General features: G+C 37.5%; 20 protein-coding genes and 1 pseudogene. 8 read left to right on the top strand and 13 right to left on the bottom strand.

Translation table 11 applies throughout. From position 1 onward, the window contains the following. Positions 1–87: 87 nt before the first annotated feature. The 5 genes from ESZ36_RS07320 to ESZ36_RS07300 form a co-directional block, all read right to left on the bottom strand. A complete protein-coding gene (locus tag ESZ36_RS07320) occupies positions 88–480 on the bottom strand; it encodes a hypothetical protein (protein WP_146785671.1) in 393 nt (130 codons plus the stop codon). Positions 481–938: 458 nt separating this feature from the next. Then, positions 939–3,107: a malate synthase G gene (locus ESZ36_RS07315; protein WP_146785668.1), complete on the bottom strand. Its 2,169-nt coding sequence runs from the start codon at positions 3,105–3,107 to the stop codon at positions 939–941. A 356-nt stretch (positions 3,108–3,463) separates the two neighbouring features. After that, complete coding sequence (locus ESZ36_RS07310) at positions 3,464–4,186, bottom strand: LrgB family protein (RefSeq protein WP_146785665.1); 723 nt, start codon at positions 4,184–4,186, stop codon at positions 3,464–3,466. Continuing rightward, complete coding sequence (locus ESZ36_RS07305; RefSeq protein ID WP_146785662.1) at positions 4,186–4,566, bottom strand: CidA/LrgA family protein; 381 nt, start codon at positions 4,564–4,566, stop codon at positions 4,186–4,188. The genes ESZ36_RS07310 and ESZ36_RS07305 overlap by 1 nt, the downstream gene beginning before the upstream one ends. A 6-nt stretch (positions 4,567–4,572) precedes the next feature. Beyond that, positions 4,573–5,520: a LysR family transcriptional regulator gene (locus ESZ36_RS07300; RefSeq protein WP_011042068.1), complete on the bottom strand. Its 948-nt coding sequence runs from the start codon at positions 5,518–5,520 to the stop codon at positions 4,573–4,575. A 333-nt stretch (positions 5,521–5,853) separates the two neighbouring features. On the opposite strand from ESZ36_RS07300, the gene ESZ36_RS07295 reads away from it, so the two are divergent. Then, positions 5,854–7,437 (top strand): isocitrate lyase, encoded by a 1,584-nt coding sequence (locus ESZ36_RS07295; RefSeq protein WP_011042069.1) that lies wholly within the window; start codon positions 5,854–5,856, stop codon positions 7,435–7,437. Positions 7,438–7,651: 214 nt separating this feature from the next. Here ESZ36_RS07295 and ESZ36_RS07290 read toward each other — a convergent pair whose 3' ends face one another. From ESZ36_RS07290 to ESZ36_RS07275, 4 genes are all read right to left on the bottom strand, one after another. After that, complete coding sequence (locus ESZ36_RS07290) at positions 7,652–8,458, bottom strand: DUF481 domain-containing protein (protein ID WP_146785659.1); 807 nt, start codon at positions 8,456–8,458, stop codon at positions 7,652–7,654. 262 nt (positions 8,459–8,720) lie between these two features. Beyond that, entirely contained in the window at positions 8,721–9,800 is a 1,080-nt protein-coding gene (locus ESZ36_RS07285) for an efflux RND transporter periplasmic adaptor subunit (protein ID WP_146785656.1), read from the bottom strand. Further along, positions 9,797–13,204, bottom strand: a complete 3,408-nt coding sequence (locus tag ESZ36_RS07280; RefSeq protein WP_146785654.1) for an efflux RND transporter permease subunit — start codon at positions 13,202–13,204, stop codon at positions 9,797–9,799. Before ESZ36_RS07280 ends, ESZ36_RS07285 begins: the two co-directional genes overlap by 4 nt. Positions 13,205–13,246: 42 nt before the next feature. Further along, positions 13,247–13,564, bottom strand: coding sequence for an ArsR/SmtB family transcription factor (locus tag ESZ36_RS07275; RefSeq protein ID WP_425457374.1), 318 nt, complete (start codon positions 13,562–13,564; stop codon positions 13,247–13,249). A gap of 197 nt (positions 13,565–13,761) precedes the next feature. On the opposite strand from ESZ36_RS07275, the gene ESZ36_RS07270 reads away from it, so the two are divergent. From ESZ36_RS07270 to ESZ36_RS23160, 5 genes and pseudogenes are all read left to right on the top strand, one after another. After that, positions 13,762–13,956, top strand: a complete 195-nt coding sequence (locus ESZ36_RS07270) for a YgaP family membrane protein (RefSeq protein WP_146785651.1) — start codon at positions 13,762–13,764, stop codon at positions 13,954–13,956. 70 nt (positions 13,957–14,026) lie between these two features. After that, on the top strand, positions 14,027–14,374 hold the full coding sequence (locus tag ESZ36_RS07265) for a rhodanese-like domain-containing protein (protein WP_146785648.1): 348 nt from the start codon (positions 14,027–14,029) through the stop codon (positions 14,372–14,374). Positions 14,375–14,456: 82 nt separating this feature from the next. Next, complete coding sequence (locus tag ESZ36_RS07260) at positions 14,457–15,116, top strand: DsbA family oxidoreductase (protein WP_146785646.1); 660 nt, start codon at positions 14,457–14,459, stop codon at positions 15,114–15,116. A gap of 710 nt (positions 15,117–15,826) precedes the next feature. Beyond that, positions 15,827–16,093 (top strand): annotated as a pseudogene (locus ESZ36_RS23165) (methyl-accepting chemotaxis protein); the annotation flags it as partial. Between the two features lie 30 nt (positions 16,094–16,123). Then, on the top strand, positions 16,124–16,525 hold the full coding sequence (locus ESZ36_RS23160) for a CZB domain-containing protein (RefSeq protein WP_425457375.1): 402 nt from the start codon (positions 16,124–16,126) through the stop codon (positions 16,523–16,525). Between the two features lie 202 nt (positions 16,526–16,727). On the opposite strand, the gene lysA is transcribed toward ESZ36_RS23160, so the two are convergent. Continuing rightward, positions 16,728–17,990 carry a diaminopimelate decarboxylase gene (gene lysA / locus ESZ36_RS07250; RefSeq protein WP_146785640.1) on the bottom strand — a complete coding sequence of 421 codons (1,263 nt, stop codon included), beginning with the start codon at positions 17,988–17,990 and terminating at the stop codon, positions 16,728–16,730. Positions 17,991–18,263: 273 nt separating this feature from the next. Further along, positions 18,264–18,788, bottom strand: coding sequence for an NADPH-dependent FMN reductase (locus ESZ36_RS07245; RefSeq protein ID WP_146785638.1), 525 nt, complete (start codon positions 18,786–18,788; stop codon positions 18,264–18,266). A gap of 464 nt (positions 18,789–19,252) precedes the next feature. On the opposite strand from ESZ36_RS07245, the gene ESZ36_RS07240 reads away from it, so the two are divergent. Then, the gene (locus ESZ36_RS07240) at positions 19,253–20,167 is read left to right on the top strand and encodes a LysR family transcriptional regulator (protein WP_170235791.1); all 915 of its coding nucleotides are present in this window, start codon (positions 19,253–19,255) and stop codon (positions 20,165–20,167) included. A gap of 19 nt (positions 20,168–20,186) precedes the next feature. On the opposite strand, the gene ESZ36_RS07235 is transcribed toward ESZ36_RS07240, so the two are convergent. Then, positions 20,187–20,864 carry a DUF2982 domain-containing protein gene (locus ESZ36_RS07235; protein WP_146785635.1) on the bottom strand — a complete coding sequence of 226 codons (678 nt, stop codon included), beginning with the start codon at positions 20,862–20,864 and terminating at the stop codon, positions 20,187–20,189. A 62-nt stretch (positions 20,865–20,926) separates the two neighbouring features. Then, positions 20,927–21,370 (bottom strand): DUF4124 domain-containing protein, encoded by a 444-nt coding sequence (locus ESZ36_RS07230; RefSeq protein ID WP_146785632.1) that lies wholly within the window; start codon positions 21,368–21,370, stop codon positions 20,927–20,929. Between the two features lie 407 nt (positions 21,371–21,777). On the opposite strand from ESZ36_RS07230, the gene ESZ36_RS07225 reads away from it, so the two are divergent. Continuing rightward, positions 21,778–22,671, top strand: a complete 894-nt coding sequence (locus ESZ36_RS07225; RefSeq protein ID WP_146785629.1) for a peptidoglycan DD-metalloendopeptidase family protein — start codon at positions 21,778–21,780, stop codon at positions 22,669–22,671. Positions 22,672–22,673: the final 2 nt, after the last annotated feature.

Genomic DNA, 22,673 nt, shown 5'->3' with positions numbered 1-22,673 from the left:
TCAAATTTAGTACTGGGACTAATCGACCTGTTTTTTGAGAAGAACGATGGACTCTTAGCTAAAACTAAAAGTGCTCTCACATTTTTCCTATATTACTTCACTTTCAGGAGTTGAAATAGTCGGCTCAGTAAACTTTTTACTATTAGGGGTTGTGAAGTATGAAATAAGTTGATGTAATTTATCATTAAAAATCATTGCGCTAGTAAAAAAATCATTAGACTTATTAACAACATCCATTGTCAGTTGTGAACTTCTATCACTGATTATTACGGGAGCAGATAAAATTAATCCTGTTGAAAAGCTACTACGATAATTAGCAGCAATGTTAATCATATCGTCGTTATTAAATTTGGTCGTCAGCGTATTATCAATATTTAAATGTTGCACGCTAATTGCGTGTTTGGCATTGGCAGGAGAAATAGTCATCAAGGCTATGAATGTGATGGTAAAACTAACGAATAGTAATTTAATTGAATTCATTGCTTATATCCTTTTAGCTATGCCTGTATATGTTTAAGTATCGTGCTATTTATTTTTACTAAATTGTTACAATTATTACTTTAAGGGCTATTTAATTATTATGCTAGCAATATGAGACAAGTCGCTTCTTTCATACGGTAGATGGCATAAGCCTTTTAAAGGAGTATTTTAAAGAAAAACCGTCAGTCATTAAACAGAACAATTCTTACTATTAGAACTGTTAGAGCAATTAAATATTTCAAATCATATAAATTAGTAACAACAAATTTTAGTTGGCTATTTTTATGAACCTCCATGCCTGACTTATACCAGTACAATTAACAACAGCAACAACGATGCCTAACAAGAGGCCTAAAACAGAAAATCAACACTGGCGCTATTGTTGATCTCAATATAGCGGCAGTGTTGATTATTTTCATGACTCAATTTGAACTACTGAGCTTTAATACAACTAGAGGTTAGCTAAGTTGGCGCTTCTTTTCCAGACGGTATTGATGCAATAAAGGTTCGGTATAACCATTAGGCTGCTCTACGCCTGAAAAGATTAACGCTGCAGCTGCTTTAAAAGCAATGCTATTGCTAAAGTCATTACTCATTGCTTGGTAACTGCTATCACTAGCGTTTTGTTTATCAACTATAGCTGCCATTTTTTCTAAACTGGCCTGAACTTGCGCAATAGTACAAATATTATGAGTAAGCCAGTTAGCAATGTGCTGGCTAGAAATACGTAAAGTGGCTCTATCTTCCATCAAACCGACATTATTTATATCCGGAACTTTCGAGCAGCCTACGCCATCATCTATCCAGCGAACTACATAGCCTAAAATACCTTGACAGTTATTGTCTAACTCATCACTAATTTCCTGTTCAGTCCAATTAGTATGTTCAGCTAGAGGGATGGTTAAAATATCGTCTATATTAGCCGGTTTACGCTTAGCAAGTTGCTTTTGTAACTCAAATACATTCACTCTATGGTAGTGCAGTGCATGCAATGTTGCAGCGGTTGGTGAAGGAACCCAAGCAGTATTTGCTCCAGCTTCTACATGATTAATTTTCGTTGCGATCATATTAGCCATTTGATCTGGAATAGGCCACATACCTTTACCTATCTGTGCTTTTTGACTGAAGCCACAAGCTAGGCCAACATCTACATTGTTATCTTCATAAGCGCCAATCCAAGGTGTTAGTTTTATATCTGCTTTTCTGGCCATAGGACCGGCCATCATTGAGGTATGAATCTCATCACCTGTTCTATCTAAAAAGCCAGTGTTGATAAATACCACACGATCTTTAGCTGCGAAAATACAGTTTTTCAAATTAACACTAGTACGTCTCTCTTCATCCATTATGCCCATTTTAACGGTGTTTTGAGGTAATGATAATGCCGTCTCTACACGTGAGAATAATGTATTTGCAAAAGCAACTTCCTCAGGGCCGTGCATTTTGGGTTTAACAATGTAAATAGAACCTTCACTACTATTGCTAAATGCGCTATTACCTTTTAAATCATGCAAGGCAATCAACGAAGTGATCATAGCATCGAGTATGCCTTCAGGTACTTCGTTACCTTGATTATCGACAATGGCATTGTTTGTCATCAAATGGCCAACATTACGTACGAACATTAAGCTACGACCTTTGAGAGTAACTGTGTCGCCAGTTAGTGTTTGAACACTCAAGTCATTGTTCATGGTGCGGGTTATTTTTTTACCATTTTTATTCAGTTCGGCGGTTAACTTGCCCGTCATTAGCCCTAACCAATTTCGATAAGCTACTACTTTATCTTCGCCATCAACAGCCGCAACAGAATCTTCACAATCCATAATGGTCGTTAACGCTGATTCAAGTACTACATCGCTTAATCCTGCAGCATCTTCTTTTCCTATCGCACTCTCGTCGCTAAACAGTAAATTTAGATGTAAACCGTTATGAGTAAACATCATCGAATCTGGTTTATTTATGCTGCCACTAAAGCCGATAAATGCAGAGGGGTCTTTCAGAGGACTTTGCTGACCGTTATCCAAACTTACCATTAATTGTTGTTCGGTTAAGTGATAGCTAATAGCTTGGCTGTGGTTACCGTTAAGCAGCGGAATAGCTTGATCTAAATAATCTTTGGCAAACGCTATAACCTTTTTTCCACGTATCGGATTATATGTTTTACCTGGTTGTGCACCATTTTCATGGCTGATTACATCAGTGCCATAGAGCGCGTCATATAAACTTCCCCAGCGAGCATTTACGGCATTTAGCGCAAAACGAGCATTCATTATTGGCACAACAAGTTGTGGTCCTGCCATTAACGCTAATTCGTTATCGACATTGCTGGTGTTGATACTAAAATCATCTACTTGAGGAACAAGGTAGTTAATATCTGCTAAGAATTTTTTATAATGAGAAAACTCAAGTGGCTTATTGTCTTGATGGTAATTATCAATACTTGCTTGTAAGGCATCACGTTTTAATAAAAGCTGCTTATTTTCAGGGCTCAGATCATGAATTATACTGGAAAACTGTTGCCAAAAATGACTTGAACTAATGGAAGTGTCAGGTAGTGCTTCATTTTCAATAAAATCAAAAAGACATTGGCTTACTGTTAAGTTCTCTATCGTTACTGTCGCTACCATTATTACTTCACCTTATTTTCAAAACTTTATGTTAAAGCGTCAAGAATGTTTGTGTAAACACTTCTATTTAATCGCTACTTTAACAACTATTAGGCCAAAGTAGCGCTAGAAATACATATTAGTGATAATCCTATGGTTTATTATCACTGCTGGCAATAGTGCTTTAGAGTATCTAAGAGACTTGATTAACGTTACTTAAAACAATGTTTAAGCTAAGTGTTTGTTAAAGTTGGTTATTTTTACATTTATATTGAAGTATTAGTACATTAATACATATTATTGTACTTTATGATAAGCACCATTCATATTGTGAATGGTGCTTGGTGATAACTGGTGTTGGTGTTCACTTTAATGGCTTAGTTAAATAATTGCTGTAATAAAGGTATTAACCAAGGACTAATCAGTGCGGTGAGTATAGCGGATAAAATCAGTGCAACAGAGCTGTATGCGCCATGTTCTGCGCTCTTGCGAACGAGTACTGCAGTGCCAATAACATGACTGGCGCTACCAATGGCTAACCCCTGTGCTTTAGCTGAGTTTATGCCAATAAAACTCAGCCATTGAGGTCCCAGTAATGCACCAAATAAACCAGCAATCAAGATAGCAAAAGCCGTGATAGAGCTATCACCAAACAACTGTTCTGTTAAAGTAATGCCTATGGGGGTTGTGACAGATTTTAATGACAAAGCGATGGCAATCTCAGGTGCTTTTATTAACCACATAGCAAGTAAAAAGCTTACGGTAATAACGACTGTAATACCTAAGACTAAAATAGCGGTCATTTCTCGCCAATAGAAGCGTATCTGCTTAAATTGCTGATAAAGAGGTAAACCGAGGGCAACAATAGCTGGCTCTAGTAAAAGGTTAAGTATCTCTGTTGTCTGACTATATTCTTGGTAATTAATATCAATTAACAGTAAGAAAGGAACCAATATGCTAATAGTAAACAGCATAGGGTTTAACCAAATGTATTGCCATTTTTGTTGGCAAGCGGAGGCAAACTGATAAGTTGCTATAGTGATTAAGGTAAAAACTATGCTTGCCAATATAGGGCTGTTAACAATGAAAGTAGTCAGCATTATCTTGAGCCTGTCGGTGTTTTGCTTTTGATATTATCCGGCGTTATTAAATAACGCTCGCTCAAGTAGCCAATAACGGTAAGTAAGATAAACGTTGAGCTAAAAATAATAACCACTAAAGCAATACCATGTTGTTGAATGAGTTGGAAATGGTTGATTATCCCCATGCCTGCAGGTACCAGACAGACCCCCATATGCTTAATAAACCACTGATTAGTTTTGGTTATCTTATCGGGACTAAACCAATTGAGTTGTAAAAATAGCGCGTAAATAATCATGCCATATAAACTAGCCGGTAAAGCTGCTAATAGATAATTAGCAAGCTTTCCTAGCATCAAACATATACTGATAGCGAAAATGGTATAGAGCACATTCTTCATGGTGAGTTACATATTCTCCTGGCATTTTAGGGCCGCGGCAATCACTAATTGTCTAAACCAAATATGGCTGGCGTCGTGATGAAGCAAAGGGCTCCAGATCATTTTTAATTCTATTTCAGGGATTTCAAAAGGCGGTTTTATAATAGTATAGTTGCTGTCATTCTTGTGTAACTGCGCAGCTTTGGTCGGCAACGTTGCAATTAAGTTATCTTCATAAGCCAACTGCATAGCAACATGATAATTACGAGTAAAAACCTTTATGTCACGTTTTTTACCTAAACGGGCAAGTGCTTCATCAACCCAACCGAGTTTCTGAACATCTTTAGGATCCATCCCCACGCCAACACCAAAGCCTGTCTTTGAAACCCAGACATGTTTTGCACCTAGATAAGCATTTAAGTTGAATTTACTCACCAATGGGCTATCAGCACTTAATAAACAAGAGAAAGAGTCACGCCAAATGGCTTTTTGGTGAAAGGATTGCGGTAATTCATCAAAGCGATTAATCGCCATATCAATTTTACCTGCCTCAACATCATGAAAGGTCACATCACTTGGAGTCATGATATCAAGAGTAATGTTGGGAGCAACTTTATTTAAAGATCTTAATAGAGTGGGAATTAAGGTTGATGCTGCATAATCACTGGCCATTATTCTAAATACACGTTGGCTCTTTAATTCGTTAAATTCCTCTTCACCTTGCAATGCTTCTTCTAATTCAAGCAATATTTTACGAATACTAGGTGCTAACGCTCGAGCCCGCTCTGTTGGAACCATACCGTCAGAAGTTCGTACTAAAATAGGATCGTTAAATAAAGTCCTTAGTCGTTTTAAGCCGTTACTCATTGCCGGTTGTGTGATGTTAAGTTGGCTGGCTGCCCGGGTAACATTCTTCTCTCGTAGCAATACGTCTAAATAAATAAGCAAATTTAAATCAATTTTAGAAATATTCATGTGATTAATGGCTCTCTTAATAAATATAAGTCAGGTAGATATAAGCTAAATGCGGGGCTAATTCAATGAAATTTTATCATTATAGTAATAAGAAGTACCTAATTAGATCGATAAATGACGATGTGTATTCATGTCGTGAATGACGGCAATGTAGGTTATATATTTCAAAAATACTGAGAACATGGGTATTATTTTTGTAGTCCGGTGTGAAAGCTTCTTTTTTGAGATTCATTCGGAGGTTTATACCTCTGGCTTAGTTACTCTAAGTAGAACGTTAATCAGCCTTTACTAATAAATATTATTTTATCTACAACAAGACTTTTGGAGAATGTTATGTCTAACTATCAAAGTGCAATAGAAGCGGTTCAAGCGATTAAAGCAAATGCAGGTAGCTCTTGGGATGCTATAAACCCAGAATCTGTAGCTCGAATGCGTGCACAGAACAAATTCAAAACTGGTTTAGAGATTGCTCAGTATACTGCAGACATTATGCGTGCTGACATGGAAGCTTATGATGCTGATAGCTCTAAATACACTCAATCTCTAGGTTGCTGGCATGGTTTTGTTGGCCAACAGAAAATGATTTCTATCAAGAAGCATTTTGATGGCAAAACAGACCGTCGTTATTTATACCTTTCTGGTTGGATGGTTGCAGCACTACGTAGCGAATTTGGTCCTCTTCCTGATCAATCTATGCATGAGAAAACTTCTGTAGCTTCTTTGGTTGAAGAACTTTATACCTTCCTACGTCAAGCTGATGCACGTGAACTAGGTGGTCTTTTCCGTGAACTAGACGCAGCAAATGCTGGCGATAAAGCTGCTATCCAAGATCAAATTGATAACCATGTTACTCATGTTGTACCAATTATTGCTGATATTGATGCTGGTTTTGGTAATGCTGAAGCGACTTACTTAATGGCTAAGCAAATGATTGAAGCGGGTGCTTGTGCTCTTCAAATTGAAAACCAAGTTGCTGATGAAAAGCAATGTGGACATCAAGACGGTAAAGTAACGGTTCCTCACGCTGATTTCCATTCTAAGATTCGTGCATTACGTCATGCTTTCCTAGAACTAGGTATCGACAACGGTATTATCGTTTCACGTACTGATTCTGAAGGTGCTGGTCTTACTAAAGAAATCGCTGTTGTTAAAGAACCCGGCGATCAAGGCGATATATATAACTCTTTCCTAGACGTTGAAGAAATTGACGTAGCTGATATGGCTGAAGGCGATGTATGTTTCAATCGTGACGGTAAATTAGTACGTCCTAAGCGTTTACCTTCTGGTTTATACCAATTCCGTCAAGGTACTGGTGAAGAGCGTTGTGTATTTGATAGCATCGAAGCAATTAAAGCCGGCGCTGACCTTCTTTGGATTGAAACTGCAACACCGAGCGTGAAAGATATCGCGGGTATGATGAATGAAGTACGTAAAGTGATTCCAAATGCTAAGCTTGTTTACAACAACAGCCCATCATTTAACTGGACGTTAAACTTCCGTCAACAAGCATTCGACGCAATGGTTGAAGCTGGCGAAGATGTATCTAGCTATGTTCGTGCTGACTTAATGAATGAAGATTACGATTCAAGTGGATTAGCTGCTAAAGCTGATGACAAAATCCGTACTTTCCAAGCTGATACGTCACGTGAAGCCGGTATTTTCCATCACCTAATCACGCTTCCTACTTATCACACAACGGCATTGTCTGTTGATAACTTGGCTAAAGAGTACTTCGGTGATGCGGGTATGCTTGGTTATGTTGAAGGTGTACAACGTAAAGAAATTCGTCAAGGTATCGCCTGTGTTAAACATCAAAACATGTCAGGCTCTGACATGGGTGATGATCACAAAGAATACTTTGCTGGTGAGAACGCACTTAAAGCAGGCGGCGCTAACAATACGTCTAACCAGTTTTAATAGTAACTAGTTCCAATTAGGTTTTCCTAATTGACTAATAAAAACCAGCCTCATTGGCTGGTTTTTTGTTTTTAGCAGAATGAGAAGTATGTTTTAGTTGATGAATAAATAATTAAGGCACAAAAAAAGGCTGCTTTCTAAAGTGAAATGACAGCCTTTTTCATATTAATCAAGTAACAACCATTAAAGGTCTTAATTACTTTATAAGAGTAGCTTAGAAGCTATAAACTAAGGTTACTGACGTTTCAGTATTAGTATTCTCAAAACCTTCTTCTACTTCTGTATCGTAATCAACACGAAAAGCGAATTTGAACTGTAATGATTCAATTAGCTTAGTTGTTAATGACGTTTCTGATTTGTAAACACTGTTTTTATCAGATTCAAATGCTTGCTTAGCAACAAAGTATTGCTTAAATTCTACAAAGTCATTAATTTGTTTAGTGTATAAAGCTTGTGCTTGTACTATGGCTGCAGTTTCAGTGCTTTCCATGATCGCAGGATCAGCACCCATTGCAGGTATAGCGCGAAGAACGTCGTATTTTACACCAGGGCCAATATCAGCAAAAAATGAACTGGTTTCAGTTTCCCACCAATGACGACCCCAACCTAAAGAGGCTGACGTTTGGTAGTCAAAACTACTGAACTTATCCTGTTCATAATAAGCACTCGCGTAAAGGTAGTTTTTCCCACCTTCCTCAAGAGAGTAGTTAGTTTGCCCTAGGATGTCCCACTTATTATCTGTGCTTTCAAATTCATTTTCGCCAGTATCTTCGTCTTCTGTTTCAAGTTTTTTAGCAAGGGCATTGAAAGCTAATAAATTCAACCATTGGCCTTCTTCATGTTTGATATTTAAAGCCGCTTTGATATCGCCACTTTTGGTATTACCTGTTTTAAATAACATACCTAATTCGGCAGAAATAGTGAAAGCAGATGCTTCTTCAGTTGCAGCTTCTTCTGCTAGGGCGTATTGACCTGAAAATGGTAATAAAAGCAGTGCAGCAATGGCTATTTTAGATTTCATGTTCATCCTTAAAAAATGATTATTAATCGATTATTAAATGATTAAAATATTGATGTATTAAATTTTACGCGATTCTATCAAATTTTAGCTATATAGCCAACTTGTAACTAAGTGTGAGAAGTGAAATTGTATCAAGTTTTGCGTTATCGACGTATTTCAGCTAATAAGGCAACCAATTACCACTTTATTTGGGGGATATACCAATCGGATTCATTTATTTGAGGGTGAGCGGCTATCCTCTATTATCACAGATCTCAAATGTTTAATCGGTAGTAACCACAATGTCTCCATCAACAAGGCCCGAGATAATTGAAATAAAGCCTGGTTTAACATTTGCACCTATTCGTACAAAACGTTTTTGACTTTGCCCATCAATAAGCACATGAACAAAGTCGAGTTGACCAATATGAAACACACTATTTTTCGGTATATAAAGCTTTTGTGCATCACCCGCAGGGATTAATAGGCGAGCGTACATGCCAGGTAACAAGTTCTCTTGATAGGATAGGCTCACTTTTATTAAAAAACTACGAGACCCGGTATTTGCTGCAGGTACTATTTCTTCCACTAAACCTACTAATTTTTGCTTTATCGTTGGTAATTCAACCGTGACACTTTGTCCTTGCGTGAGGGTAAGTGCGAGCTGTTCACGCACTTGAGCTTCAACACGTAAAGAAAGAGGATTGTATAGTGATAATAATTTTTCGCCTGCTTGCGCTGTATTACCGGGCTCTGCAAAACGATCAACAACTTTGCCATTAATTGGCGCGCGCAGTGTTGCGTAGCTTAATGTTGTTTGGGCTTGGGCTAAACTTTGTTTAGCAGCGGTCAGTTCTGCTTTAATACTTTGATAGTCCGCCTTGCTTTTATCTAAATCAAACTGAGAAGCAATTTTTTTATTAAATAACTCCTTAGCCCGTTCAAAATTTTTCTGTGCCTCTGTGTACCTTGCGATCATTGCATTGACTTGCTCACGGGCTTCAATAACCCTTGATGACAGGTCGTTATGCTCAAGTATAATTAGTACGTCACCTTTTTTGACGTTATCGCCCGAACGAACATTTATTTGCTCTATTCGTGCTAACAGTCTCGACGAGATAATCGTTGCTTGTTTCGCGGTAATACTGGCGGCAATACCTTCAAATATTGCTTCTGTGCTGCTCTTTACCTTGTAGCTATCGAAGTTAACTAATTCGGTGGAGGTTTTTTCAAAGCCAGGAGGAACTTTATTGTTAAAATACCCCGCTAACCAAGCCACCATTATTAACAATATAATCAGCGCTAGTACTGGGATAATAATTTTTTTCACAGCTTTCTCTTGTTGAATTTGAGGTGTACTCATGATGAAACCTTACTATCGAGAGTGTTATGTGATGAATCGTCTGTACTTGCATTACCATCAAAAACTAATGAATAAACGATAGGTACCACGAGTAGTGTAAATACCGTTGAGGAGATAATGCCGAATATTATGGCTATAGCGAGTCCGCTAAATACAGGGTCTAAGGTGATAATTAAATTCCCCAGCAGTGTTGTGCCAGCGGTCAGTAATACCGGCCTCATTCTTACTGCACCTGCTTGAATTAAAGATTCTTTTATTGAAGCTCCTTGTTGCTGTGCTTGACTAATAAATTCAATTAAAATTAAGGAATTTCTAACCACTATTCCCGCCAAAGCAATCATGCCTATCATCGCAGTGGCCGTGAATAGAATAGGATCAGGTGCACCGGCAACCTGGCGCTCGCCAAATTGGTTTAATATAAAGAAGCCCGGCATAATACCAATCACTGTTAATGGTATAGCTGACATGATAATGCCTGACAAAGCAGCCGAGCCTGTTTGGATGCGCAGGACAATAAATATGGCTGTTAGTGCGAATGCAAAAGCTAGTCCCATATCTCGAAAGACTCTAATGGTGATACGCCATTCACCTTCACCACTAAATGAAAGTTCAATATCATCGGGTAATTGCCAAGCAGTACCGCCACCATTTGTTAGGAAGCTACGATTTTGCCAATTTTTTTGCTCACTTTGTTTACGTTGCTCAATATTTTCAGTATTAAGTTCGAGTTCGTTTTTTATCAAATCACTGCTGATATCTGCAATAACCTCTGCAGGTGTTCTGCCTGAGATATCAGCAGTTACATAAACAACAGATCTTAAATCTTTATGGAATATCGGCTTATCACGATTATGTTGAATAAACTCGCCAAGCTCTCCTAAAGATACTAAAGGTCGCGGCGCCATATCAATGCCCTGCGGTGTACTGTTTTGTATTATGCCTGCTTGCCCTTTTAAGGAAAGGCGTTTTAAATCACTTAATGATTGGCGTTGTTCAAGTGGCAACTTGATATTAATGGCTAAGGGAGATGCTTCATTATCAAGGTGTAAATAACCGGCAATTTTCCCCTTTGTTGCGACGCCAATGGTTTGATTAATACTTGAAGTCGATACACCAGAAAGAGCCGCTTTAGTTTTATCACTATCAAAGCGCAATCGTGTTTGTTCGCCTCCAACAGTTGAGTCAACCTCGACCACAAAGGGCTCTACTTTTAGTCGTTGTTCCACTAAGATCGCAGCCTGTTGTAAGCTCTCATACGGAGTGAATTCACTACCATAAATTTCTGCCACCAGTGTGCTTAATACTGGCGGGCCAGGTGGCACTTCTACCACACGTATTTTAATATCGCTGCTATGTGCTAATTCATTAGTCAATGGTGCTAAGTGCTCTCGCATTCTTAAGACAATGGCGTGAGATTGGTGTTCACGTTGACTTTTATCAAGCAGTAGTACTCGCAGGTCGGCTAAATAAGGTGCATGACGTTGATAGTACTGCCTAACCATACCGTTAAAGTCTATGGGGGAGGGTAATCCAACATAACTGGCAATGGCAGTTACTTCAGGAATTCTTTGTAATATTACTGATACTTTCTTAGCCATGTTAGCCGTTTGCTCAAGGGTGGAGTTTTCAGGCATATCAATGATTACTTGCACTTCATTTTTATTATCAAAAGGTAATAATTTAAGTGGCACCCAGCGCATTACAGGTAACAAAGCGGCAAGTATAAATAAAAGCAATACTAGGGCAAGTACTGCTTTTCCTTTAGCACGACTATCTAACAGTGGCGTTAGTACTTTAGAATAGAAACGTTGAAAACCTTGAGGATTAACTGCCTCAGCTGAACTTGTTGAAACAGGTTTAGCTTTGATAAGTTTTCCAGCTAACCATGGCGTAACTAAAAAGGCGACCAAGGTTGAACTGATTACACTTAGCGGAACATTAAAGGCCATTGGCGCCATATAGGGTCCCATCATGCCAGTAATAAATGCCAGTGGAATAAAGGCAAGTACAATGGTGACGGTAGACATGATTAAAGGTATACGTATTTCATTAATGGCTGCAACAATAGCGTCATGTATGTTTTTAGTCTTAGCTTTGCCTTTTATTTTTGCCAAATACCGTTCAATATTATCTACCCCAGTGATGGGATCATCGACCAATAAACCTAATGATAGAATTAGCGCGAACAAGGTAACGCGGTTAATGGTGTAACCAAAAATTAAGTCTAAAGATAAAGTGATGCCGTAACAAATAGGTACTGCTAAACCGACCACAACAGCAGATCGCCACCCCAAAAACACACCAATAAAAACCACCACTGTAAAAACAGCGAAGGCTAAACTAGTGGTTAAATCATTTACTTTGTCATTAGCCGTTTCACCGTAATCGCGTAATACTTGTACTTCAACATTGGCAGGGAAAATGGTCGATTGTAAATGTGCCATTTTCTCATGTACCGCATTGGCAACGGTTACAGCATTACTGCCACGTTGTTTGGCAATACTAATGGTTACCATAGGATGGTCGCTGCTATTATTAGGAGTGTTCGCATAATCTAACCAGGTATAGCTAGTTTGTTCTGCAGGTCCATCAATCACTTCGGCGATATCTTTTAATAAAATAACGCTGCCATCGATAACACTAATGGGGGTTTGCTTTAGGGCGTCAATATCTCGATAGGTATCACCACTTTCAAGCGTTATTGATTGATTCGATAGGGTAATATTTCCGTGGCTTTCAAGTACATTTGACACTTTAATTGCATTAAAAATATCATCGACAGTAACTTGTCGTGCTGTCATTTGTTCTGGATTGATATTTACTTGTATTTGACGTGCGCGACCACCAACAATATTAACCTCACTGGTGTTCTCAATCGCTTGTAAAAAGGTAGATACTTCTTCAGCAAGTCGCCTTAACGCGAAATCATCTACTTGGCTACTATTAGTACTGTATAACGCTAACATGACAATAGCGACATCATCTACTTCAATAGGTTTAACCCGCCAATTACTCACAATAGCAGGAATTTTTTCAGTATTGGCGTGCAATTTGTTATAGGTATTTAACAATGCTCGTTCGCGATTTTCACCGACAGTAAATCGTAGTGTAACCACAGATTGATTGCTATTACTGACCGAATAAACGTGCTCTACACCTTTTACTTGTGCTAATAGTTTTTCAAGTGGGGTGGTAACTAAGCGTTCTACTTGTTTGGCGTTAACCCCTGGGACATCGACGATAACGTCGATCATCGGTACAACAATTTGTGGTTCTTCTTCGCGTGGCGTAAAGTTAAGCGCTATCAAACCTGCGAGAATTGATAATATCAAAATAAAGAGTGGGACTTTACTGTTTAGTACCTTACTAAGTAATGCAGAGGTAAAAGTAGTTTTAATGGTCATTATTAATTCACTTTTTGATTACTAAACGTAAACTTCAATGCTTTACTCGTCACTACAAAATTTTGCATGTAATACACGCAGTAACTCTTCTATTTTGGGGTTAGCAATACGATAGAATATGGTTTGCGATTCTCTTCTTGTCGTTACTATATTACTCTCCCTTAATTTGGCCAGATGTTGTGAAAGCGCAGATTGTGAAAGATCAATGCGTTGATTTAAATCACCAACAGTCAGTTCATTATCACTTAAACAACATAAGATCATTAACCGGTAAGGGTTGGATAATTGCTTCAAAATTCCTGCTACTTCGGTCGCATTTTCTAAAAGTTTCTGTTGTTCAGTATTCATAAGTTTATTCATGAGAGCTCACTCGATAATATGTATTTTACTTTATACTTGTTTTCTAAATTAGTAAAGGCTAATATAGTTAATATTAGTAAACACTAATGTTAAGTATATTTTGCTTATTACATTAAAAAACATTAAAAAACATTAAAAAACATTAAAAAACATTAAAAATCATCTAAATATTAATTTCAACTTCTAAGGAAATAATCATGACAATCAATGAAGCACTTAGGTTAATTGCCGGCACTATGATTTTATTATCACTTTTTTTAGCGTTTAATTATTCTCAAAACTGGCTATGGTTTACTGCCTTTATTGCTGTTAACTTAATACAATCATCTTTCACTAAATGGTGTTTAATGATGACGATTTTAAAAAAAGTAGGCTTTAAAAGCCGTGATTAAGAAGTAAAAATGTGGCTGTATTGCATAAGTTAATTTAAATCTAGCCTAATTGATCCATAGAGGAATAAGTATGTTAAAAACAATACCTGAAGTAATAGCACAAGCAAAAGAATCATTGACCATCATGACTGTTGAAGAGGCGATGTTGTTAGCCAAGCAAGAAAGTGGTGTGATTATCGATGTGCGAGAGCCCAGTGAGTATGCTGAAAAGTCAGCCGAAGGCACTATCAATATTCCTCGTGGCTTGCTTGAAATGAAAATGTTACACATGTATCCCAATGAATCACAGCCAATTTATTTACACTGCGCGACTGGCGCACGGGCTATTTTTTCTGCCGAGCAACTGAAGCGGGTAGGTTATCTAAATGTTTCAGTAATCACTTCTAGTCTAGACGATATTTGCAATGCTTGGTGTTAGTTGGGTAAGCTTATCTCAAGGTAATATTAAGTAAATTATTACCAATTCATTCTTAAGTTAATTTTAGTAAAGTGGAGTAAACATGGCAGCCCCTGTTGTAATTGACTATTACAGTGATATTTTATGCGTTTGGGCGTGGATAGCACAAAGACGTATTGAAGAACTTAATGAAAAATTGTTAGGTAAGATTGAACTTCGTTATCATTACCTTGATATCTTTGGCGATGCGAGCAATAAAATTCCTAACCAGTGGCAAGATAAAGGTGGATTTTCAGGGTTTTCCAGCCATGTTCAAAATGCTGCAGCCCCTTATCCTGACGCACCCATTAATGCTGAACTGTGGAAAAGTGTTCGCCCTCATTCTTCTGCTAACCCGCATCTTGTTTTAAAGGGGGTTGAGTTAACACTGGGTGCAAACGTTAGCATTGAGCTTGCGCTCTTATTTCGTCAGGCATTCTTTATTGAAGGTAAAGATATTAGTCACTTAGCTATTTTGTTTGGGCTCATTGAAAAAGCTGGCTATAAAGCGGATGAAGTGAAAAAATCGATAGATGATGGCAGAGCAATAGCCGCTTTGATGGCTGATTATCAACAAGCCAAGTTATTGTCTTTAAAAGGCAGTCCAACGTATATCATTGATAATGGCAGACAAGTACTTTATGGCAATGTAGGTTATCGAGTATTGTTAGCAAATATTGAGGAGCAGTTGAAAGCCCCTGTTAATGAAGCCAGTTGGTGCTAAATACTCTTGACTTACAGCTAAAATAAGTTAATCAATGCGCCCAATGCGCATTAATCCAGAAACATAGAACAATATTATGAGATTACTCCCCAGTAAATGGAATTAATGTCTCTACTCTTTACTAATTATCTTCCTCGACTAAAATCATGTTAATTCTCACTGAAATCCTGCACTTTGAGCGACAAAGGGTATAGATCAAATAAACAGTCAATTATCTAAAAACAATAAGGTAAATTTATTTTCAATATGTTTAAATAAATACACGATATGACTAGCTAGATATGTAAATGATATTTAATTCAAAGAGTAAGAAAGAGATAAAGTCGCTTAAAGACGAGATAGAATCATTAAAAATACAGAATCAAACCTTAGAAAGTGAATTAAAACAAGCTAACGATGCTAATTGTGAGCTTACTGAGGATATGTCCGACACAGCTGCTAGATATAAAAACCAGGACGATTTAAATAAGCTTTGGTTACAGTCATCAACCTTGGTTGATCAAATCAGAGAGAGTCTTGCTACTACTTCTACAGAGCTCATTGATTATCGTGATCAATTCCAATCATCTCAACAGTTGTTTGACCAAATTATGGATATGCTTTCTGCAACCATAAAGTCGACCACAGAAATAAGTGATGATACTCAAAGTGCATCAAACTCAGTTGACCAATTAAAAACAGTGACAGGTGGGATCAATGATTTTGTTAATATTATCAAAGGGATCTCTGATCAAACTAATTTACTTGCGTTAAATGCGGCTATTGAAGCGGCTAGAGCAGGTGAACAAGGTCGTGGTTTTGCAGTTGTTGCAGATGAAGTCAGAACGTTAGCACAGCGTTCAGCTGAAGCGTCAAATGAAATATCCAATCTCATTGAACAAGTTAATCAACAAATGGGCGACGTTATTGGGGGGATTCAAGAGGTCGGTGATAAAAGTGGCGAAATCAAAAAAAGCACTTCATCTATAGAGGGTATTGCAAATAAAATTGTGAAACTATCTCAGCATATGTATACCGTTATTACTAACTCCACGTCAGATTCGTTTATTCAAACAGTAAAAATGGATCATGTGGTGTGGAAGCTTGATGTATATAAAGTGATGTTAGGTATGTCAGATAAATCACAGGATGACTTTGCAGACCACAGTATGTGCAGATTGGGTAAATGGTATTATGAAGGTGAAGGGGCAGAAAAATATTCGTCTCAACAGTCTTTTAAAAAAATAGAACAACCGCATGCTCAAGTGCATTTAAGAGGCATTGAAGCGTTAAAAGCATTCAGCTCAGGTGATACAGAATTAGCGGTTGAAAAATTAACGTTAATGGAATCAGCAAGTTTTGAGGTAATAAAATTACTGTCGGCTTTGTCTCGTGATATTGAGCAGAAAATAGTACTAACAGACTATTAAAGTGATCTGCTTTATCATTGAATTATTTGAGAATTGGGCGTTTAGGTAAGTAGCCAAATAAAGCGACGAAATTACCTGGTAGTTAGTGGCTTTTAATCGGTAAGATTAAGAGCCATTTTTTATGTAGATAAACTTGATAGCAGAGACATTGATAAGATAAATTTAACGATAGTTACCTATAAGTATGAGTAGCAAAATCTATTTACAGCCAGCTTGGTATAATATCTTGCTTGATAATCTCTTCATAACTTGGGCGTTTTTTTACTATAGCAAATTCATTTCCCTTCACCATCACTTCAGGCGCCAACATACGCGTATTATAGCTAGACGACATCACTGAACCATAAGCACCACTGCTCATAATCGCAATTAAATCACCTGCATCCGATTCATGTACTTGTCTTGCTTTAGCAAAGGTATCGCCTGTTTCACAAACTGGACCTACCACGTCATAGGTTTTTAATTCGTTAGCACCTTTATTCACGGCAATAATTTGATGATATGCCTCATACATACTCGGTCTGATCAAGTCATTCATACCTGCATCAAGAATCAAAAATTGTCGTTCTTCGCCATTTTTTACAAAAACAACACTTGAGACAAGGATGCCCGCATTGCCCAATAATGATCGTCCCGGCTCAATAATAATCTTGCAATTAAGGTGACCAAGTTGCGCCTTAACTAAATCAGCGTAGCTTTGCTTATTCGGGATAACTTCATCAAGATAGGTAATACCTAAACCACCGCCAACATCAACAACACTGATTTCATGACCATCAGCTCTTAACTCATCAACTAGTTCAGCAATTCGCTGATACGCTTCTTCAAAAGGAGCCAAACTGGTTAATTGAGAGCCAATATGTACATCAACACCTTGCACTTTAATACCCGGTAACGATGCTGCTCGTTTATAGGCAATTCGAGCTTTTGAAATAGGGACGCCAAACTTGTTCTCTGCTTTCCCTGTGGAAATTTTTGCATGAGTTTGCGCACAGACATCAGGATTAATACGAAAAGCGATCGAAGCCGTTTTGTTAAGAGAAGTGGCTACTTTTGATATCAACTCTAACTCTGGCTCAGACTCAACATTAAATTGGAAAATACCTAACGATAAAGCATAGTGAATTTCTTCTTGGGTTTTCGCAACACCAGAGTAGACGATTTTATCGGCCTTAATACCAGCGGTTATCGCGCGTCGAATTTCACCCATTGATACTACGTCAGCACCTGAGCCTAATTTGGCTAAGGTAGCAAGAACCGCTTGGTTGCTATTAGCTTTTACGGCATAGCAAATCAGGGCATCTTGGCTGATAAAAGCATTTTGATATTCTTGAAAACTCGTTTCAATGGCGGTACTTGAATAGCAATAAAAAGGGGTTTGTACATGCTGAGCAATATCACTAACAGCAATATCTTCAACATACATTTCATTATTTTTGTGCGGGAAATAGCTAACTGGAGTCATAGAATAATCATTGGGTATTGAGCAAACAGAATGTAACTAAATCTATGCTAACTTGTCACACTATTCAAGGGCTAAGTGTAATATCGACAAGGTAAAATGTTATAGCTCATAACTTGAATCAATTGAAGAAGGGTTACTTCATTATTTTTCAAGGACTCAGCAAGTGAGTATGATTAAAATTTTGTCCTGAACTACTCATAAATAACCACCAATCTATTTAAAAGAATTGGTGGTTATTTTTATCTATGGATGAATTCAGAGCTATTGCTCGGTTTAACTTAATTGGGCTAGAGCAGACTTCAACTCATCAAGTATTGCTGGGTTACTAATTTCTTGTTTTTCGCTATCGAAATTATCAAAAAAGCTCGGAATCGATACACTAGCTTTCACATCACCAGCAAAATAAGGAGCAGAGCCAGTAGCTGCGGTTAATACCGTATTGGCACCACCAGGACCTGGTGACGTTGCCAGTAATACCATTGGTTTGTTCTGAAATAATTTCTGCTCGATTCGAGAAGTCCAATCAAATAAGTTTTTATAGGCTGCAGTATATGAACCGTTGTGCTCAGCAAATGAAATGATAATAGCATCTGCTTGACCTAGCTTAGCAAAAAAAGACTTTGCAGCTTCTGGCTGACCTAACAACTCTTCTTTGTCTTGACTAAATAATGGTATTTCATAATCATTAAGATCTAATATCTCCACGGTAGCACCGGGTACTAGTGAGGCTGCGTAAGTGGCCAGTTGTTTGTTGATAGATTTTGAGTTGCTGCTGGCTGCAAAGGCTAATAATTTCATAATAATGCTTCCTATTGTATTTATAAATTAGATGATTTAATGGTTATACCCGTTACCATTCAAGATGCATGTTTCAGAGTGTTTGAGCAATTTCAATTCAAGGCGCTGTGATGAAATAATGGTTGTTCAGGAGAATATGCTCCTGCATTCTCTAGTAAGCTACATCCATGTAGCGCCATTATGAGTCACAGCAACGATGGAGTGATGTTGCTCAAGCGCTTCTTTGATGGGCTTAAAATCACTTTATACGGCGTTAAATAATCAAACCATAGAATGACTATGCTTAAATTATTTGCCTTGCCTAAAGTGGTTTTAATTCCCACTGAAATCCTGCACTTTGATTGGTAATGGGTATACAACTTTAGCCTAAATAATATGTTTTAGACTTAAAACTTAATATATAGCTAGTATATAGCTATAATCGAATGTAATTAATAGCCTCTAATGAGAAAAACTTTTTCCATATGACTCATAATAACGACTCCAAACTTTTTGATGGTATGGTGATATTTACCCAAGTGGTTGAATGCGGCAGTTTTTCTGGTGCCGCGATAGCAACAGGTCATTCAAATTCTTATATCAGTAAAACACTTAATAAGCTTGAAGCACGGGTTGGCGTTCGTTTGTTAAACCGAACCACACGATCGATCAGTTTGACCCCAGAAGGACAAGTCTATTATGAACAATGCCAACAGTTAGTACTCGATGCCCATGATGCGGTATCCCTATTAACACAAAGTCATATAGAGCCCAAAGGCGTGCTTAAAATAAGCTGTCCAACGTCGTTCGCAGAAAACCATTTACAAGACGTGGTGTCAGCGTTTATGCACCAGTATCCGGAAGTAAATTTGGTTTTAGATTTAAATGACCGCCATGTTGATTTAGTGCAAGATGGCTTTGACTTGGTAATTAGAGCCACAGATAAACTAGCAGAATCAAGCTTAGTTTGTCGAAAAATATATAGCTGTAAAGCTTATACTGTGGCATCACATGACTATTTAAAACGCTTTGGTCTACCACAATCGCCAGAGCAACTCAGTGAGCATCAGTGCATTTGTTACAGTAACTTAAAGCAAGCTAAGAAATGGATTTACAGCCATAGCAACGGCACCGATAACCAAGTTGAAGTAAAAGCTAAATTATTATGTAATAGCGCAAGTATGGAGTTAGCCATGGTACTTGCAGGGCATGGTATTTGTAGATTACCTGAATTTGTTATGGAAAAAGCACTGAAAGATAATAAGCTAGCTATATTACTTAATGATTACATCACGCCAACAATTGATGTTTACGCTATTTATCCAAGCCGAAAACACTTATCACCTAAAGTGCGATGTTTTATTGATTTACTCGTTGAAAAAATGCCCCAATCGACATGATAGCTGAACTATCAACTGTTCATTTATATTCAGTAGAAGATCTCATACATTGCGTCAGCAAAGTACAGAACTCATTAAGGTCACGGTCTATTGCTGTTTCAGGCAAAAATAAGTGATAACCCAGCGCTTGATTCAATAGGGTACTGTGATGTAGGAATGCAGCTAATGGCCCTGTCAGTATTTCACCAGAAGATAAAACAAAAGGATCGAAGTTAAGAAGACTTTGATCAAGGGGAAGTAACTTCTGACTCATTGCAAAAGCTACTAGCGGTTTTTGTTCATGAATGAGACGGTTAGCCAAACGTGGTGATATCTTATCGGCTAGCGTAGATAAATCTATTAAACGAATACCTATATATGGCAACTGTATTGTCGATAGGCCTGAGGTTTCATTTATTAATGATATTCGTTGGATTTGTGGCCAGTCAATTTTCCAGTGACCATATCTATGCTGATATTTTATGTTATTAGGATTAAGGCATAAACTATATTTAGGCTCTAGATACTTTGCTAAACCGGTTATAAATATTACCAGTGAACACAGGTAAATAAAGATAATCACCAAATGAAGTTGTCGCCAATAACCTTGGCTAAATACTAAGGTGCAAAACGTGATGAATAACGCAACTAACATTAAAAAAAGCGCATGGTGACTACTCTGTGCTTTAATATTGATAACAGGTAATGTTCTTGTCATGATTACCTCTCTTACTGACGTCCTCTTCGCTAATTTTCCAAACTAATAATTTGGTAACAAGCTTAACGGCAGTTTTGTTTAATTAACTTAGTAAACTTTTTCTTTTGAGCCGTTAGTTGTTCTTCATTTTGATAATTTCTCTCGCCATCAGCCGACATCAGATAAAGACGGCCACCTTGCTTATACAGGGCAAGTTCGCTTTTTAGTTGATTGCAATAACCTATGTTTTTCTGTTTTTTCTTAGCTTTTTTTTGTGCTTGTTCTGCTTTAGCTTGCTTAGTTTTATTATAGTCTTGTTGCCATTGACTGTTGCTGCTGACAGTTTTTGAAATATTATTATTTTCTTTCGGTTTTATTATCGTAACTTTTTCATCACTGATTGGTTTGTCGCTAAAGTGGACCTTACCGTTTTTATCTGTCCAAGTATAAATTTCGGCGCTTGAGTTAAATGATAAACAGCTGCCTGCAACCAGTAAAATAATACCTAATAGTGTTAAGTTATTCATAAACTCCCTTTGTAACCTAATGTCTGTATCTTAATACGTCACCTGTTATTAGTGTGTACTTAAATAGCATCTAAATACTTTTTAATATAATGTTTGCGTTGTAAGTAGAAGCATTAATTTACTCCTATATTAAAACATAACATAGCTTTATTAGGATGTGACAGCTTGATATGATTAATTTTTCAAGTTTAATACACCAAACATCCAATACTCTAAGTTCAGGATAAGTAATACCAATTAGATTAATTAATGGATCAATTTTTTATGAGGATAAATTTTCAAGAACAAGGCGCTTGATTGAGCAATAGCTGGCTATTGGGATTGAAAGCAACAATGTTATTGGATATTTAGGCCATTCAAAAAGATCATTTAGTTAGTCTGATTGGTATAATACAAGGAAAGTTTTTATGAAGGGATTATGGCTACTACTATTGTTAGCTGGATGTTTTACTATTTGCCAAGCAGGGCAAATGTATAAATATAAAGATGCCAATGGTAACTGGGTATTTAGCGATAAGCCGCCAGAAAAAGAGCAAGACTTTTCTACTTTACAATACACTAGCCCGACAAAGCCTACCTCTAAAATCAAACTATATAATATCAAGGGGAAGCATGGTTATACCCTTTATGCTAAAAATGCTTTTTTTACCCCTATTGAAGTCGGTTTTACTTCCCCATTTAGTCAAAAATTTATTAGTAAGGTAATTCCTGCAAGAGGCAGCACAGCTTTACTTGAAAGCAAAAAAAAAGCACCTAAGTTAAATTATCGCTTGGCATTAGGTGATCCCAAAAGTGTTGCTGATAACTACCAATATCATGCTCCTTTCGGCTCACTTAAAGGGCATCGAATCACTCAAGGTTTCAATGGCAAGTTTTCCCATACCAATGACTACAATAAATATGCCGTTGATATAGCTATGGATGTAGGTACTTATTTAACAGCAGTAAGAGCAGGTACCGTGATTTGGGTAAAAGATGATTATCACATGAGCGGTACGACAAGCTACTTTTTAGACAAAGCGAATGGCATCCAAGTGCTTCATGATGATGGTACTTTTTCATCGTATGCCCATATCCTCATGGATACAGCAATAGTGAAAGAGGGCGATAAAGTCGCACTGGGTGATAAGTTAGCTCGTTCAGGATCCTCAGGGTTTTCCACTGGCCCTCACTTACACTTTTCTATCATCAAAAATGCCGGACTAAAAAATATCGCCATACCATTTAAGTTTGTTGATAATAAGGGCATGGTATTTACCCCACAACGTGCAATGATTATGGTTGGCGCCAATAAGCCTTAATT

The organism is Colwellia demingiae (genome assembly GCF_007954275.1).
Classification (GTDB): Bacteria; Pseudomonadota; Gammaproteobacteria; order Enterobacterales; family Alteromonadaceae; genus Colwellia; species Colwellia demingiae.
Note: the sequence above shows the minus strand (reverse complement) of the source record. Positions and strands in the feature narration are given on the sequence as shown.